A 14,476-nucleotide genomic window follows, 5' to 3' on the forward strand; every position below is an offset into this window, starting at 1 on the left:
CGGTCCGTTCCTGATCCGCCAGCTTTCTTGCAGTCCTGTCCGGACAGATTATAGTAATTTTCTGCGGAGGAGTGAGATTTTCATGCAAAGAATAATAGCCTGTGTGCTGATGCTCTTGCCGCTGCCGCTCTGGGCCGAGAGTGCAGAAGAGGTTTGGCCGCTGCAAACCCATGTGGTGCCATTCGATTATGAGAGTGCCGCACAGCCCTTGGCCTATCGGCCCCTGCTCAGGGCGGCCTCACCCTGGACGATCTGCGTGTCCTATCCGCATCTCAAGGACGCCTATTGGCTGTCGGTGAATTACGGAATGGTCCAAGAGGCCGAGCGTCTGGGGGTCGGCTTTCGTCTGGTCGAGGCGGGCGGCTATCCCAATCTTGCGCGGCAGATCGAGCAGATCACGGAGTGTGTGGCGCAGGGGGCCGATGCGCTGATTGTGGGCACCGTGTCGTTTGACGGGTTGACGCCGACGGTGCAGACGCTGTCGGAAAAGGTGCCGGTGATCGCCGCCGTCAATGACATTGCCGATCCGGGGATCGCGGCCAAGGCGGCGGTGTCGTGGTACGAGATGGGGGCAACGGCCGGCCGCTTTATCGCCGCGCGGCATCCTAAGGGCAGCGCGCCGGTGCGGCTGGCGTGGTTTCCGGGGCCGGAGGGGGCGGGCTGGGTCGGCTTTGTCGAGGCCGGATTCCGCGCGGCCATTACAGAGAGTTCGGCCAGCATCGCGCTCACCAAATATGGCGACACTGGGCGCGAGATACAGGTGACGCTGGTTGAGGAAACGCTCGATAGCGGGATTGAGATCGACTATCTGGTGGGCAGCGCCCCCACCGCCGAGGTGGCGGTGTCGATCCTGCGCGCGCGCGGACTACAGGACCGGATCAGCATCGTGTCGGATTACATGAGCCATGCGGTGTTTCGCGGCATCCGGCGGGGACGGATTCTGGCGGCCCCCACGGATTTCCCGATCATGCAGGGCAAACTGGCCATTGAAATGGCGGTCCGGGCGATTGAGGGCACACTGGAGGTCCGCCACGCGGGACCAAAGATCCAGTTGGTGACCTCTGACATGGTGGACAACACCGATCTGGCCGAGACCCTCGCCCCGGCCAGCTTCATCCCGGTGTTCGAAATGGAGTGACGCGGGGTGTCGAGTTCTTGGGATCGAACCATTCGCAAACGATACCGCAAAGTTGAACAGAAATGGCGTGACATACGCAGAGCTTGTTGAAAGGCTGCTGGTCATTGGAATCAATCATACAGAGGTGAATGTTGCGAACGAGCTATTCCGAGGGGCGTTCAGCGCAGTGTTCATGTTGCGATGTTTAAAGATCGTTGGTTGATTGCACTTGGACTATTCGTCTTTTGTGCCGCGTTGTTGTATTCATTGGATATTTTATTAACGTATCAGGAAAGCCAAGCCATTGAACGCGTAGCCGCGTCCCAATATCAAGCTGAAGCCGCCGAGAATAACTCAGCCGCCTGCAGAGCCATACTGGATGAGGCTGGTTTCATCGACTGGCTTACTTGTCTTGCTGACAATATTAGCACTGAAGGGAGCATAAAGCAGGCTGAGTATGATCTGAAGGCTCAGCAAGACATGTCAGCGTGGGCGTTTGGAATGCTCATCGTCACTGTATGGCTTACTGTAATAACTCTTCTTGGTGTGTTCTTTGTTTGGAAAACTCTTAAAGCCACCCAAGCTATGGCCAAGGATACTGCTCGCATTGGTGAGGCCCAAGTTCGGGCTTATTTGAACGTTGAAGCGGTTGAGTACTATCGCGATGATGACGGCACCAACAAAGTGGAAATCTTAATTACAAACTCCGGGCAATCTCCTGCCCGCGCTGCAGTGGCGGAGGTGCACACAGATTTGGTCATATGTGGAGAATCTCGCGCCTGCGGCGAACGACAAGTAAAGTTCCACGTCGGGGACATTCGCGCAGCAGGTCAGGAAGTTGTTACAGTAAGAATTTCTGATCCAATTGATTCCATTGAAGCCTTCAACTGCACCTGCGAAGTTACCGTTTTCTACGCAACCGTTTTCCCCGATGTTCAAGTAACTCCAATTACTGCCAAAGCTCATTTGTATTGGTCTACCATAAAAAGTGGAAGTTTTAAGCGAACAAAAATGTCCCTCAGTAATGGTGAATAGTTGCAAAATTTACAAAGGCATCTCAATCATTGCACAGCCCTCGCGCGGTTCGATAATCCTACATTTCACGATCGATAGACCATCACGCCAAGTGCGTGCCGTTTATAAGCTGCGCACGTTCGGTACTACGGGCGCCCTAGAAATTGGGGCAACCGTTAAATCTGACCTCCCCCAATCCTCACCCAACACCCTACGCGCTTCTCGCGGCCTTGCGGCGCTCGACGCGGGCGCGGATGGCTGCGACATCGGTGACGGGCGTCGCCGCAAAGAGGGCGCGGGTGTAGGGGTGTTGCGGGTCGGCAAATAGCGCCTCGCGGCTGCCTTGCTCGACCGCCTCACCCTTGGAGATCACCATCACCTCATCGGCGATATAGCGCACGACAGATAGGTCATGGCTGACAAAGACATAGGTCAGCTCGAACTCGTCCTGCAAATCGGCCAAGAGGTTGAGCACCTGCGCCTGCACCGAGAGATCGAGCGCCGAGACCGGTTCATCCAGCACCAGCAGCGAAGGATTGAGCATCAGCGCGCGGGCAATCGCGATGCGCTGGCGCTGACCACCCGAGAACATATGCGGGTAGCGGTTGAAATGCTCTGGCTGCAAGCCGACCTTCTTGATCATCGCCTCGGCGCGGTCGCGGCGCTCGGAGCTCGGCATATCGGTGTTGATCACCAAGGGTTCCATCAGCACATTGCCGATTTTCTGGCGGGGATTGAGGCTGCCGTAGGGGTTCTGGAACACCATCTGCACCTTGGAGCGCAGGACGGGACCGGGGCGTTTGCGGGCAATATCGACCGCGTGGTCGTCAATCCGCAACTCGCCGCCCGACGCCGGGTCGATCAGGGCGATGATGCGCGCGAGGGTCGATTTGCCAGAGCCGCTTTCGCCGACAATCGCGAGGGTCTTGCCCTTGTCGACCTTGAAGTCGATGCCGTTGAGGGCGCGCACCGAGCCGGCGCGGGCAAAGAGGCTGCCGGGCACGGCATAATCCTGCACGATGCCGCGACCTTCGACAACGGGGGGGATGGCTGCGGCGGTCATCGGGCGGTCTCCTGCGCAAAGAAATCAGAGACCGTGGGCAGGCGGTCGCCGGTTGCATGTTCCGGCAGCGCCGAGAGCAACGCGCGGGCATAGGGGCTCTGAGGGTTTTCAAAGAGCGAGAGCACATCGGCCTCTTCCATCTTTTTCCCCTGATATTGCACCACCACCCTATCAGCGGTTTCAGCCACGACGCCCATGTCATGGGTGATCAGGATCAGCGCCATGCCGTAATCCTCTTGCAGTTTCATCAAGAGGTCGAGAATCTGTTTCTGGATGGTCACGTCGAGGGCCGTTGTCGGCTCATCCGCGATCAGAAGGCGCGGGTTCGAGGCGATGGCAATGGCGATCATCACCCGCTGGCATTGTCCGCCCGACATCTGATGCGGATAGGCGTTGATCTTGGCCTCGGGCTCGGGGATGCCCACGGCGCGGAAGAGGTCGAGCGCGCGGCTTTGGGCATCGCGCCGCGAGAGACCAAGGTTGAGGCGCAACACCTCTTCGATCTGAAATCCCACGGTGAAGGAGGGGTTGAGCGAGGCGACAGGCTCCTGAAAGATCATGGTGATCTCGCGGCCAATGAGGGTCCGCCGCTCTGACGCGGAGAGGTTCGAGATGTCGCGCCCGTCATAGGTCATTTCATCGGCGGTGATGGTGGCGGTATCGGGCAAGAGCCCCATGACCGCCAGCATCGAAACCGATTTGCCAGAGCCGCTCTCGCCCACAATGGCCAGCACCTCGCCGCGGTCGACATGCACGTCGATGCCGTCCACGGCCGTAAAGCTGCCGGTGGCGGTGGCGAATTTGACGGTCAGGTTCTTGATGTTCAAAAGCGCCATACCGTCAACTCCGCTTCAGCTTGGGGTCAAGCGCATCACGCAACCCGTCGCCCATGAGGTTGATCGCCAGCACCGAAATCAGGATGGCGAGGCCGGGGAATGTGACAACCCACCACGCGCGCAGGATGAATTCGCGCGCCTCGGCCAGCATGGTGCCCCATTCCGGCGAGGGCGGCTGTGCCCCCATGCCTAGAAAGCCCAAGGCGGCGGAATCGAGCACCGCCGAGGAGAAGGACAATGTTGCCTGCACGATCAGCGGCCCAAGGCAATTGGGCAGGATGGTCTTGAACATCAGGCGCAGATTGCCCGCGCCCGCCACGCGCGCGGCACTGACATATTCACGCTTCATCTCGGACATGACAGCGGCGCGGGTCAGGCGGGCGAAATGCGGCTGATAGACAATCGCGATGGCGATCATCGCATTGGTCAGCCCCGGCCCCAGCACCGCCACCAGCACGAGCGCCAGGAGGAGCGAGGGGAAGGCCAGGATCACATCCATCATCCGCATGATGACGCTGTCAATCCAGCCGCCAAAGAACCCGGCCAAAAGGCCGATGATGACGCCACCAAAAAGAGCGATGGAGACCACAACGATACCGATAAAGAGCGAATATTGCGCACCAAAGATCAGGCGCGAGAGCATGTCGCGCCCAACGGCATCGGTGCCCAGCAGGAACTGCGTGCTGCCGCCTTCGGCCCAGACGGGGGGCACGAGCAGCGCCTCGCGGTATTGCGTGGTGGGGTCATGCGGGGCCAGTGCAGCGGCAAAGACGGCCGTCAGCACCAAGCAGATAAAGACCGCCAGCCCGATGACCGCGCCGCGGTTCTGGCTGAAGTAGAACCAGAATTCAGCCAGCATGCGACGGCGGATTGCCGCGTCGGACAATTTCACCGGGGCGGCAAGATTGGATGTATCGCTCATTTCACACGAATCCTCGGGTTGATGAGGCCATAGGTCAGATCGACCAGCAGGTTGACGATCATCACGAGCGCCGCGATGAGCAGGAGGCCGGATTGCACCACCGGATAATCCCGGCGCGAGATGGAATCGATCATCCATTTGCCGATGCCGGGCCATGAAAAGATGGTTTCGGTCAGGATGGCACCGGCCATAAGCACCCCGATTTGCAGGCCAATGGTGGTAACCACCGGCACCATCGCATTGCGCAGGGCATGGATGCCGATGACGCGGTATTGCGGCATGCCCTTGGCGCGGGCGGTGCGAACGTAATCCTCGCCCATCACTTCGAGCATGGCAGATCGGGTCTGGCGGGCTATGACCGCAAGCGGGATGGTGGCCAGCACCAGCGACGGCAGGATGAGGTGGCTCAGCGCCGAGGTGAACGCCCCCTTTTGCCCCGAGAGCAGGCTGTCGATCAGCATGAACCCGGTTGCATCGGGGAAGTAATACAAGAGGCTTATGCGCCCCGACACCGGCGTCCAGCCCAGAATGCCCGAGAAAAAGATGATGAGCAGCAGCCCCCACCAGAAAATCGGCATGGAAAACCCGACGAGAGCGAGGGTCATGGAAATCTGGTCAAACCAGCTTCCGCGTCGGATGGCGGCAAGTACGCCGACGGTAACGCCGATCACCGTCGCGATGAGAATGGCGCAGAGGCCAAGTTCGACGGTCGCGGGAAAGAGGGTCAGGAATTCCTCCAGCACCGGCTTCTTGGTCACGAGCGAATTGCCCATGTCGCCCTGCAAGAGTCGTCCGAGGAACTCGAAATACTGCATCACGATGGGCTGATCATAGCCCAATTGTGCGCTCAGTTCGGCATGCCGTTCGGGCGTCACGCCACGCTCACCCGCCATCAGCAGCACCGGATCACCGGGCAGGATGCGCACAAAGCTGAAGGCGATGATGGTGATCCCGAGAAACGTCGGGATCAAGTAGAGGAGTTTGGACAGGATGAATCGGATCATGCGCCGTTTTCCTTTGAAAACGCGCGAGGGCCAAGCCCCCGCGCGTTCGGTTTCAGATCAGGACGATCCGGTTATTCGGCAATGTCGACGGTCTCGAAGGTGAAATCACCCAAGGGGCTCATTTTGAAGCCGGAGACCTTGGTCGACATCGGCACGTATTGGGTCGAGTGTGCGATGGTGAACCACGGGGCCTGATCCTTGAAGATCACCTGCGCCTGTTCGTAGAGCGCGGTCCGCTCTGCGGGGTCGGCGGTGATTTTGGCATCCTTGAGCAGCTTGGAAAACTCCTCGTTGCACCAGAAGGCGCGGTTGGCACCACCTTCACCAGCGGAATCGCAGGACAAGAGCACCGACAGGAAGTTGTCGGGATCGCCATTGTCGCCGGTCCAGCCCAGCATCACCGCACCGTCACGCCCTGCTTCCATCGACTTTTGCAGATACTCGCCCCATTCATAAGACACGATCTCGACCGTGACGCCCACCTTGGAGAGGTCTTCCTGCATCAGCTCTGCCGAGCGACGCGCGTTGGGCATATAGGGGCGCTGCACCGGCATGGCCCAGATTTTCATCGAGAGGTCGGTCACGCCCTCTTCCTCCAGCATCTTCTTGGAGGCTTCGGGATCGTAGGGATCATCCTCGATCGCATCGTTATAGGACCACATGGTTGGCGGAATCGGGTTCTTGGCGGGGGCAGCCGCCCCTTGGAACACCGCGTCAACGATGGCGTCCTTGTTGATCGCCATGTTCAGCGCCTTGCGGACGCGGGCGTTGTCAAATGGCGCAACGGTGGTGTTATAGGCCAGATAGCCCACATTCAGACCGGCCTGTTCGTCCAGTTTGAGGTTGGGATCTGCCTTGATCGTCTCGATATCAGCCGGGGCCGGATAGGGCATCAGGTGGCATTCGCCAGCCTTGAGCTTTTGCAGGCGCACGGCCGCGTCGGGCGTGATGGCAAAGACCAGATCATCAATGATCGCGCCCTCGCCCCAATAGTCGGCGTTCTTGGTGTAGCGGACAACGGCGTCCTTTTGATAGGCTACGAACTTGAACGGGCCGGTGCCGATGGGCAGGTTGTTGAGATCTTCCTTGGTGCCTGCGGCGTCAAGCGTATCGGCATATTCCTTGGACACGATCGAGGCAAAGGGCATCGCGATATTCGCAAGGAACGGTGCCTCGGGCTGGTTCAGGGTGAATTTGACGGTGTAGTCGTCGATTTTCTCGATGGATTTGATCAGCTCGGGCATCGCCATCGAGGTGTAATATTCATAAGTCACACCGGCGATATACTGGTGCCACGGATGATCGGCCGACCCCTGACGCTCGTAGGAAAAGATCACGTCATCGGCGTTAAAGTCACGGGTGGGCGTGAAGGTGTCGTTGGCGTGCCATTTGACACCCTCGCGCAGATGAAAGGTGTATTCGGTGCCGTCCTCGGACACGTCCCAGCTTGTCGCAAGGCCCGGCTCGACCTCGGTCGTGCCTTTCTTGAACTCGGTCAGGCGGTTGTAGATCGGATGCGCCGAGGCATCAAATGTGCCGCCTGCGGTAAAGGGCGCGGGATCAAAGCCCTCGGGCGAGGCTTCGGAGCAATAGACAAAGGTTTTGGCCTCGGACATCGTGGCGGTCAGCGCCAGAGCCGAAGCGCAGAGCAGTAGGTGTTTCACGCGTGTTCTCCTTGTTGGATTTGGTAAGATTGCGCCGGTTTGCCCGGCTGGTGCCAGAGCGACATACTGTGATGTCGCTCAGGGAATGTGGGATTTTGGAGTATCCGCGACAGCGCGCGGCACATAGGACGAGGGGGTTGCGCCATGCAGCATCTTGCCGGTCCAGAGCAGACGCGCCCAATGCGCGCTGACGTTGGACCAGGAATGCGGATGCTGGCCGAGATAATGCATACTGTCCCCGGCGCGCAGCAGGAACTGCTGACCATTGACCACTTGAAGGATCTCGCCGTCGAGCACAAAGATCAGCTCTTCGCCGGAATGTTGCACGGTCTCGGACTCATAGGCAGGCGGAACATTCAGGATGAACGACGTAAGCTCATGCCCCGGAAACTCGGCCCCGATCTGTTCATAGATGATCGAGGTGCCGGAAATGGAAAATTGCGGGCGTGTCTCCGCGCGGGTCACGCTATCCGCCTGTCTTGGAGTGGCGATGAAATGGTCGATACTCACATCAAGCGCCGCCGCGATTTCGGCCAGCGTGCCCAGGGTGGGCACGGCATTGTCGCGTTCGATCTGGCTGAGATAGCTCACCGACACTCCACATCCGTTGCTGAGATCCTGCAAGGTCATCGACATGAGTTGCCTGCGTTTTCGTATGCGGCGGCCCAAGGCGAGTGGCGCACCGGCAGGTGAATAGGTCATCGGCGTCCTTGGGTCAGCAGGCGTTTCTTGGCCATACCTCAGACGAAATGCAAAGCCATTGCAACAAAAATTTTTGCCTCTGGAAAATTTTTTGCCACCGAATCGGACCTATGGCGCAATACAGCCTTGGGTTGACGCCAATCGGATCAGCCAGGCACCGGGCGCACCAGCAGGTCGCGGGGCATGTCCGAGAATACCTCGGCACCCTCGGACCGCAGGATCACGATTTCCTCGAGCCGGAGACCAAAGCGGCCTTCTAGATAGATGCCCGGTTCGATGGAAAAGACATTGCCCTCTGAAAGAGGTGCATCCGAAGTTGCGGTGATATAGGGCGGCTCGTGGATGTCGATGCCAAGACCATGGCCGGTGCGGTGCAAGAAGCGGTCGCCATAACCTGCGGCGGTGATCACATCGCGCGCCGCCTTGTCGACATCGCGCGCCAATGCGCCGGGCCGCGCCGCAGCAATCGCGGCGCGAACGGCCTGATCAACCACGGTGAAAACCTCTGTATAGGTGGCGTCGGGCGTGCCGAAATAGCCGCAGCGCGTCATGTCGGAGGGATAGCCGCTCAGGCGGCAGCCGGTATCGAGCAATACGGGCATGTTTCGCTCCAGCCGCGTCATGCCGGGCGTATGGTGCGGAAAGGCCCCCGACGGGCCAAAGCAGACCGAACAGAATTCCAGCGTCGCGCCCTGCGCGCCATAGAAATCCTGAATGAACTGCACCAGATCGCGCTCGGTCATCCCCTCGCGGAGCGCGTCAAAGGCAGCCTGCACGGCTTGGTCATTGAGACGATGCGCGGCCTTGATCGCGTCGAACTCGGCGGCGTCCTTGCAGGCACGCAGCGCGCCGACCGTATCGTCGGTAAACCGGCGGGTCGGCGTGTCCAGATGGTCAAGCAGCAAAAGCGAAAAATCCGTGCGCATGGTCTCATCCAACACCACCGACAGGCCGGGGCGCGCAGCGTCACAGGTGCGCAAAATGTCGTCTAGCGCCGCCTGCGGACCTTCGTCATCGCGCCACATATGAAACGGCAGATCGGTCGATTGCCGCGCCGAGGCAGCATTGAGCGAGGGCATGAGAAACCCGGCATACGCGCGGCTGACCAAGAGCATAACGGGCCGCTCGTCGCCATGTGGATGCACGCCCGAGAGCCATGCCATATGGCTCGACGGCCCAAGAGCCACCAGATCAGTGCCGGTGGCCTCCATACGGGTGCGTAGGTCGGAGAGGCGGGATTGGGCGAGCGGAAAGGGGGTCATTGCGGCTCCTGCCGGATTGGATCGTGGGCGGGTGCGACGCGCAGCGCAGCGAATCAACCCGGATGCCGCGACAATAGAAGACAATCCGGGGCGTCACACGGCCCTTCTGAGCGCCGCGGACCGCGCCGCCTGATCTGGCTGCCGGAACAGGTCAGCCGCGGTTTTTGATCCGGTTCCGGCAGGAACGTGGCCGGGCTGTGTCATATGGCCTTGTCTGACGGGCCGAACGGGTAGATTTCTGTTGCAAGCGCCGGATCAATCGTAATTGGTAGGGCGAAAGAGGGCGAGATATGGCGAAAAGCGCAACGATCAAGACCGCACAACCACAAGAGGCTGCGGCCCCCGCGCCAGTTCTCAACCTGCCGATGTCACGCGGCAATCCCTATCAACGGTTGCTCTATTCCGCCGAACACGCCGCGTTTTGCGCTGAACCGTTCAACAAGACCGAGATTGTCGATCTGCCCAAGATGCTGGCAGCGGGGCAACGGCTGCTGCATCTGCATTGGGATGATCTGATTTTTGGCCGTTCCCGCGACAGCGAGGCCAATACCAATGACGCAGAGCGTGATCTGGCGGCGCTTGAGGCGTTCAAGGCCGGTGGCGGGCGTATCCTGTGGACGGTTCACAATCGCAGCCCGCACCGGGACGTGGACCCCGCGACCTTTCGCGCCGCGCGCGCCCGTGTCGTGGCGCTGGCAGATCTGGTGCATGTGCATACCCCCGATGCAGCCCTGCATATGCAGCGCGACTGGGGCGTAGAGGTGGCGCGCCTGCGGATCATCCCTCACCCGAGTTACCTTGGTCATTACGAGGCGGAAGAGACCAGCCTGACGCGCGATCTGCCCACCTGCGCCGCGCGGTCGTTTTTGTTCTTTGGCGCGTTCCGGGCCAACAAGGGACTTGATACGCTGGTCGATACCGCCAAGGTTCTGCTGCGGCGCGAGGTTCCGTTTCACCTGCATCTCTGTGGCCGGTCGGCGCGCAGTCACCAGAAACTGTTTCGCGATTTGCAGGGGCTGGACGCCATCAAGATCACGGATGAGGCTGTCCCCGATGAGGCCGTCGCCGGCATATTTGCGCGGGCGCAGGTTTTTGTTGCGCCGTTCAACACCCTGTTCACATCGGGGTCGGTGATGCTGGCACAGGGGTTTGGCCTGCCGGTGATCGGCCCGGCGACCGATGCGCTGCGCGACCATGTCGCCCCCGACAATCACGACCTGCTCTACGATCCGCAGGCACCGCGCGGCCTTTTGCGGATGATGACGCGCCTGGTCGAGATGCCGGACCAAGAGCTGCGCGTGCGGCGTCTGGCGGCATTTGATTTTGCGCAACGGCGCGCACCCGCGATCATCTCCGCACAGATGATGATGGTTCTGCAAGATCTGCACGACGGATCGGGGTCCAGCCTGCACGCGGTACAGGCGACGCCACTTGCCGCGCCCGCACGCGATGATGGCCCCCCGGCCGAGCGCGCCAGGACGCGGTTGGCGGATCTGGTCGAGACCTTGGGGTTGACCGAACCCCTGCGTATTCTCGACATCGGGGCCAACCCGATGAACCATGATGCGCCCTACAAAGAGCTGCTGGCCGCAGGCCATGCGCATGTAACCGGGTTCGAGCCGCAACCCGAGGCCCTTGCGTCGCTCAACGCGCAGAAATCCCTGAATGAGACCTATTTTCCAGATGTTGTGGGTGATGGCGAGACCCATCGGCTCAACCTCTATCGGGGGTCGGGGCTCGCCTCGTTGCTCGAAATCCGACAGGCGACGCTGGATCACCTGCTGGGCCTGCGCCGTGCCGCGCGGCCCACCGGACATATTGACCTGCCCAGCCGCAAGCTCGATGAGATCGAGGGCATTGGCCGGGTGGATTTCCTCAAGATCGACGTGCAGGGGGCCGAGGCGATGATCTTTGGCCATGCCAAGACGGCGCTGTCGCAGACGCTTGCAGTGCAGAGCGAGGTGAATTTCTTTCCGCTCTATGACAACCAGCCTTCCTTTGGCGAGATCGACCGCATCTTGCAACATCATGGGCTGGTGCCGCATTCGTTCCTGCATATCGAAAAGCGATTGGTGCGATCCAAGTGGTTGGGGCAGATGGAGGGGGCAACGCCACAGCAGATGCTGGATGGCGATATTCTCTATCTGCGCGACCTGTCGCGACCCGATGCGATTGCCAGCGGGGATCTGCGCAAGATCGCGCTCTTGTGTGACACCTGCTATGGGTTTTCCGACATCACCCTGCGCTGTCTCGAAATTCTGGTGCAGCGCGGCGAGATCAAGACCAAGGTGGCGGAACGGTTCATCGACAAGGTTTAACGGCGCCCTTCTGCCCGTCGCGACGGATGCTCACGACAGGCGGGCGCGTAGTTTGTCGGTGCAAATTTCCATCAGAAGAACAATCGCAAAGATCGCCAGAATGATCATCGAGGCGTTGCGGTACTGAAAGAGGTCAAAGGCGACCTTGAGTTCCTGACCGATCCCGCCCGCGCCGACCAATCCCAGAACGACCGAAGACCGCACCGCCTTTTCCAGCGCGAAGAGCGAGGAATTGATCAGCGAGGGCATGATATCGGGCAGTATCGCCCCGATGAGGATCGAAGGGCGATTGGCCCCAATGGCCGCCAACGCCTCTTGCGGTTCCTTTTCCGCGTCCTCCATCGCCTCGGCAAAGAAGCGGCCGCAAAAGCCGATGGTATCGACCATGATGGTCATCGTGCCCGCCACAGCCCCAAGCCCGATCGACGCCACGAAGAGCAGCGCCCAGACCAGATCCGGCACGGTGCGCAGAAAAGAAATGAACGCCTTGACCAGAATATTGCCACGCCCGAGCGGCGAGACTCCGCGTGCGGCACACCATGCAATCGGCAGGCTGATCACGATCCCAATGGCCGCACCCACGAGGGCGATTTGAAAGGTCTCGATCATGCGCAGTGCGACGCGGGCCAGAAAATCCGGCTCCAGGTTGGGTGGTAACATCCGGCCAATCAGGTTCGCCATGCCCGGCAATCCTTGGGCCAATTGCTGCGGAGAGGGGGCAACCTGACCCATGGAGACAAGGATGACGGCCCCGAGAGCGACCAGCAGGACGAAATTCACCGCTGAGACGCGGCGGAACCGGTCTGGTGCCTGAAGGCGCTGATCACCCATCGAATGTGTCTCTGAGATCGGCTGGCGTGACCCTGCTCACCGGGCGGTCAAAGAACACCCGCCCCCCCTTGAGCGCGACAATCCGGTCGGCGTAATCCATCGCATGCGCCATGTCATGCGAGGTGTAGAGCAGCGTGATACCCTGTGTCCGGCACAATTTGGTAAAGAGGTCCATGACATTAACGCCCGACACCGGATCAAGGCTCGCCGCCGGTTCATCGGCGATGAGCAGACGCGGACGCCGCACAAGCGCGCGAGCAATGGCGACGCGTTGTTGCTGCCCGCCCGAGAGCGCATCGGCGCGGTGCAGGGCCTTGTGCTCGAGATCGACATCACCGAGCGCCTGCATCGCGCGGTTGCGCCACGTAAGGGGGGCGAGGCTATGCGAAAACGCGCGCCAGCTTCCGGGCTCACCGAACATGCCGTGAATGACATTGGAGAGAACCGAGCGCCGACGCACAAGGCAATGTTTCTGAAAGACAAAGCCAGTCTGACGACGCATGCGCATCCGGTGCGCGTGCCCGGCCTCTGGGCCGACCGGATGGCCAAAGCAGGTCAGCGTGCCACCAGAAATCGGATGCAGGCCAATCAGGCTCTTGAGAAGGGTGGATTTGCCAGAGCCATTGGCCCCGATCAAGGCCACACGCTCGCCCCGGCGAATATCCAGGTCAATACGGTCGAGAACGATACTGCCCCGGCCATAGCCCTTGATCAGCCCGCGCGCCATGATCAACGGGGTTTGATCGGCCTCCCGTTGCTGCGGGTCACTCAGCGTCTCAACCTCAAGGTCAAGCATGGCCAATCTCCGGATTGCAAAAGACCGGGGGCGCTGCCCCCGGCCGGGTGGGGCTGTCCCCGTTCAGTTTCCGACGAAGGATTTGGTATCCACACCAATGGTCGCATACATCGAGCGGACATAGTCGTAATCGCTGTCCTCGACCTCGGTCAGAAAGAACCCCCCCTTGAATTTCTGGTTGTCCTCGCCGGTCAGGATCGCCGCCATCAATTCCGGCGCGTGATCGACAAAGGCGGATTTGACCGCAGCCACCGCATCGGTATCCGCGCCAGAGCGCGCCACGAGGATGTCATTGGGCAAGTCGCGGCCACGGGCGACAACGGTAAAGGATACCTCGGGAAAGGCTTCGCGAATACGGCCAAGGTGACTTTCGTTCATGCCGACGGCGGCAACATCGCCGCGAATGAGCGCCTCGATTGCGGTGTTGCGGGAAATGATCTGCGGCTGGTAGTCGGTGTTATAGACGAGACCGAAATCTGCCAGCACCTGCGCGGGCCCAAGATGCTGCGACGTCGAGCCGACAGAGCCAAAGGTCACGACCTTGCCCTTGAGATCCTGCACCGATTTGATCGGCCCATCCGACAGGGTGACGATCTGGGCGTAGTAATTGGGGCGCTGCCAGGCGGTCACGATCCGGGCGTCGGTCAATTCCTTGATCACGACATACTCCGCCGGGCCGGTCAGAACCAGATCAACCTGATCCTGATTGAGCGCCTCAACAGCGGCGGTGCGAGAGCTGACGGGGAAAAGCTTGATCTGCTGACCGGTCAGTTCTTCGAGTTTCGCCTCGAACGCCCCAAACTCTTGTTGCAGGGTTTCGAGGCCCTCAATGTCGGTGACGGCGAATTTCAGAGGCTCTGCAAATGCGGGCAGGCTGCTGGCAACGGATACCGCGGCGGCGGCGAGCAGGGAACGGATCATGGGTGTCTCCGGTGGGTTCGGGGCCA

Annotated in this window: 14 protein-coding genes; 4 read left to right on the top strand and 10 right to left on the bottom strand. The window is 60.4% G+C overall.

The genetic code is table 11. The features are described 5' to 3' along the window. The first annotated feature begins 82 nt into the window (after positions 1-82). The 3 genes from torT to ACSSVY_RS16645 all read left to right on the top strand — a co-directional run bounded on the left by torT (position 83) and on the right by ACSSVY_RS16645 (position 2,152). Entirely contained in the window at positions 83-1,138 is a 1,056-nt protein-coding gene (gene torT / locus ACSSVY_RS16635) for a TMAO reductase system periplasmic protein TorT (protein ID WP_454270692.1), read from the top strand. A gap of 67 nt (positions 1,139-1,205) precedes the next feature. After that, positions 1,206-1,340: a DUF6471 domain-containing protein gene (locus ACSSVY_RS16640; RefSeq protein WP_454270693.1), complete on the top strand. Its 135-nt coding sequence runs from the start codon at positions 1,206-1,208 to the stop codon at positions 1,338-1,340. Next, positions 1,319-2,152, top strand: a complete 834-nt coding sequence (locus tag ACSSVY_RS16645) for a hypothetical protein (protein ID WP_454270694.1) — start codon at positions 1,319-1,321, stop codon at positions 2,150-2,152. Before ACSSVY_RS16640 ends, ACSSVY_RS16645 begins: the two co-directional genes overlap by 22 nt. A 190-nt stretch (positions 2,153-2,342) precedes the next feature. On the opposite strand, the gene ACSSVY_RS16650 is transcribed toward ACSSVY_RS16645, so the two are convergent. From ACSSVY_RS16650 to ACSSVY_RS16680, 7 genes are all read right to left on the bottom strand, one after another. Continuing rightward, positions 2,343-3,194, bottom strand: a complete 852-nt coding sequence (locus ACSSVY_RS16650; protein ID WP_454270695.1) for an ATP-binding cassette domain-containing protein — start codon at positions 3,192-3,194, stop codon at positions 2,343-2,345. Continuing rightward, a complete protein-coding gene (locus ACSSVY_RS16655; RefSeq protein WP_454270696.1) occupies positions 3,191-4,030 on the bottom strand; it encodes an ABC transporter ATP-binding protein in 840 nt (279 codons plus the stop codon). The genes ACSSVY_RS16650 and ACSSVY_RS16655 overlap by 4 nt, the downstream gene beginning before the upstream one ends. A gap of 4 nt (positions 4,031-4,034) precedes the next feature. Continuing rightward, complete coding sequence (locus tag ACSSVY_RS16660; RefSeq protein WP_045686406.1) at positions 4,035-4,952, bottom strand: ABC transporter permease subunit; 918 nt, start codon at positions 4,950-4,952, stop codon at positions 4,035-4,037. Beyond that, entirely contained in the window at positions 4,949-5,956 is a 1,008-nt protein-coding gene (locus ACSSVY_RS16665) for an ABC transporter permease subunit (RefSeq protein WP_009816028.1), read from the bottom strand. Before ACSSVY_RS16665 ends, ACSSVY_RS16660 begins: the two co-directional genes overlap by 4 nt. 71 nt (positions 5,957-6,027) lie before the next feature. After that, complete coding sequence (locus ACSSVY_RS16670) at positions 6,028-7,572, bottom strand: ABC transporter substrate-binding protein (RefSeq protein ID WP_454270763.1); 1,545 nt, start codon at positions 7,570-7,572, stop codon at positions 6,028-6,030. A 126-nt stretch (positions 7,573-7,698) separates the two neighbouring features. Further along, positions 7,699-8,322, bottom strand: a complete 624-nt coding sequence (locus ACSSVY_RS16675; RefSeq protein WP_454270697.1) for a helix-turn-helix domain-containing protein — start codon at positions 8,320-8,322, stop codon at positions 7,699-7,701. Between the two features lie 146 nt (positions 8,323-8,468). After that, complete coding sequence (locus tag ACSSVY_RS16680; protein WP_454270698.1) at positions 8,469-9,584, bottom strand: M24 family metallopeptidase; 1,116 nt, start codon at positions 9,582-9,584, stop codon at positions 8,469-8,471. 290 nt (positions 9,585-9,874) lie between these two features. Here ACSSVY_RS16680 and ACSSVY_RS16685 point away from each other — a divergent pair, with 290 nt between their 5' ends. Continuing rightward, entirely contained in the window at positions 9,875-11,902 is a 2,028-nt protein-coding gene (locus tag ACSSVY_RS16685; RefSeq protein ID WP_454270699.1) for an FkbM family methyltransferase, read from the top strand. Positions 11,903-11,932: 30 nt separating this feature from the next. Here ACSSVY_RS16685 and phnE read toward each other — a convergent pair whose 3' ends face one another. From phnE to ACSSVY_RS16700, 3 genes are all read right to left on the bottom strand, one after another. Continuing rightward, positions 11,933-12,733, bottom strand: a complete 801-nt coding sequence (gene phnE, locus ACSSVY_RS16690; RefSeq protein ID WP_454270700.1) for a phosphonate ABC transporter, permease protein PhnE — start codon at positions 12,731-12,733, stop codon at positions 11,933-11,935. Beyond that, on the bottom strand, positions 12,726-13,529 hold the full coding sequence (locus tag ACSSVY_RS16695; protein ID WP_454270701.1) for a phosphonate ABC transporter ATP-binding protein: 804 nt from the start codon (positions 13,527-13,529) through the stop codon (positions 12,726-12,728). The genes phnE and ACSSVY_RS16695 overlap by 8 nt, the downstream gene beginning before the upstream one ends. Before the next feature lie 63 nt (positions 13,530-13,592). Next, positions 13,593-14,450, bottom strand: coding sequence for a PhnD/SsuA/transferrin family substrate-binding protein (locus ACSSVY_RS16700; RefSeq protein ID WP_454270702.1), 858 nt, complete (start codon positions 14,448-14,450; stop codon positions 13,593-13,595). Between the last annotated feature and the right edge of the window lie 26 nt (positions 14,451-14,476).

The sequence above is a fragment of the Roseovarius sp. MBR-51 genome (assembly GCF_053628575.1).

Excerpts from the sequence above, each read along its gene's own strand:
- torT (WP_454270692.1), top strand. The coding sequence starts at position 83 with ATGCAAAGAATAATAGCCTGTGTGCTGATGCTCTTGCCGCTGCCGCTC.
- ACSSVY_RS16645 (WP_454270694.1), top strand. The coding sequence starts at position 1,319 with ATGTTTAAAGATCGTTGGTTGATTGCACTTGGACTATTCGTCTTTTGT.
- ACSSVY_RS16650 (WP_454270695.1), bottom strand. The coding sequence starts at position 3,194 with ATGACCGCCGCAGCCATCCCCCCCGTTGTCGAAGGTCGCGGCATCGTG.
- ACSSVY_RS16655 (WP_454270696.1), bottom strand. The coding sequence starts at position 4,030 with ATGGCGCTTTTGAACATCAAGAACCTGACCGTCAAATTCGCCACCGCC.
- ACSSVY_RS16660 (WP_045686406.1), bottom strand. The coding sequence starts at position 4,952 with ATGAGCGATACATCCAATCTTGCCGCCCCGGTGAAATTGTCCGACGCG.
- ACSSVY_RS16665 (WP_009816028.1), bottom strand. The coding sequence starts at position 5,956 with ATGATCCGATTCATCCTGTCCAAACTCCTCTACTTGATCCCGACGTTT.
- ACSSVY_RS16670 (WP_454270763.1), bottom strand. The coding sequence starts at position 7,572 with ATGTCCGAGGCCAAAACCTTTGTCTATTGCTCCGAAGCCTCGCCCGAG.
- ACSSVY_RS16675 (WP_454270697.1), bottom strand. The coding sequence starts at position 8,322 with ATGACCTATTCACCTGCCGGTGCGCCACTCGCCTTGGGCCGCCGCATA.
- ACSSVY_RS16680 (WP_454270698.1), bottom strand. The coding sequence starts at position 9,584 with ATGACCCCCTTTCCGCTCGCCCAATCCCGCCTCTCCGACCTACGCACC.
- ACSSVY_RS16685 (WP_454270699.1), top strand. The coding sequence starts at position 9,875 with ATGGCGAAAAGCGCAACGATCAAGACCGCACAACCACAAGAGGCTGCG.
- phnE (WP_454270700.1), bottom strand. The coding sequence starts at position 12,733 with ATGGGTGATCAGCGCCTTCAGGCACCAGACCGGTTCCGCCGCGTCTCA.
- ACSSVY_RS16695 (WP_454270701.1), bottom strand. The coding sequence starts at position 13,529 with ATGCTTGACCTTGAGGTTGAGACGCTGAGTGACCCGCAGCAACGGGAG.
- ACSSVY_RS16700 (WP_454270702.1), bottom strand. The coding sequence starts at position 14,450 with ATGATCCGTTCCCTGCTCGCCGCCGCCGCGGTATCCGTTGCCAGCAGC.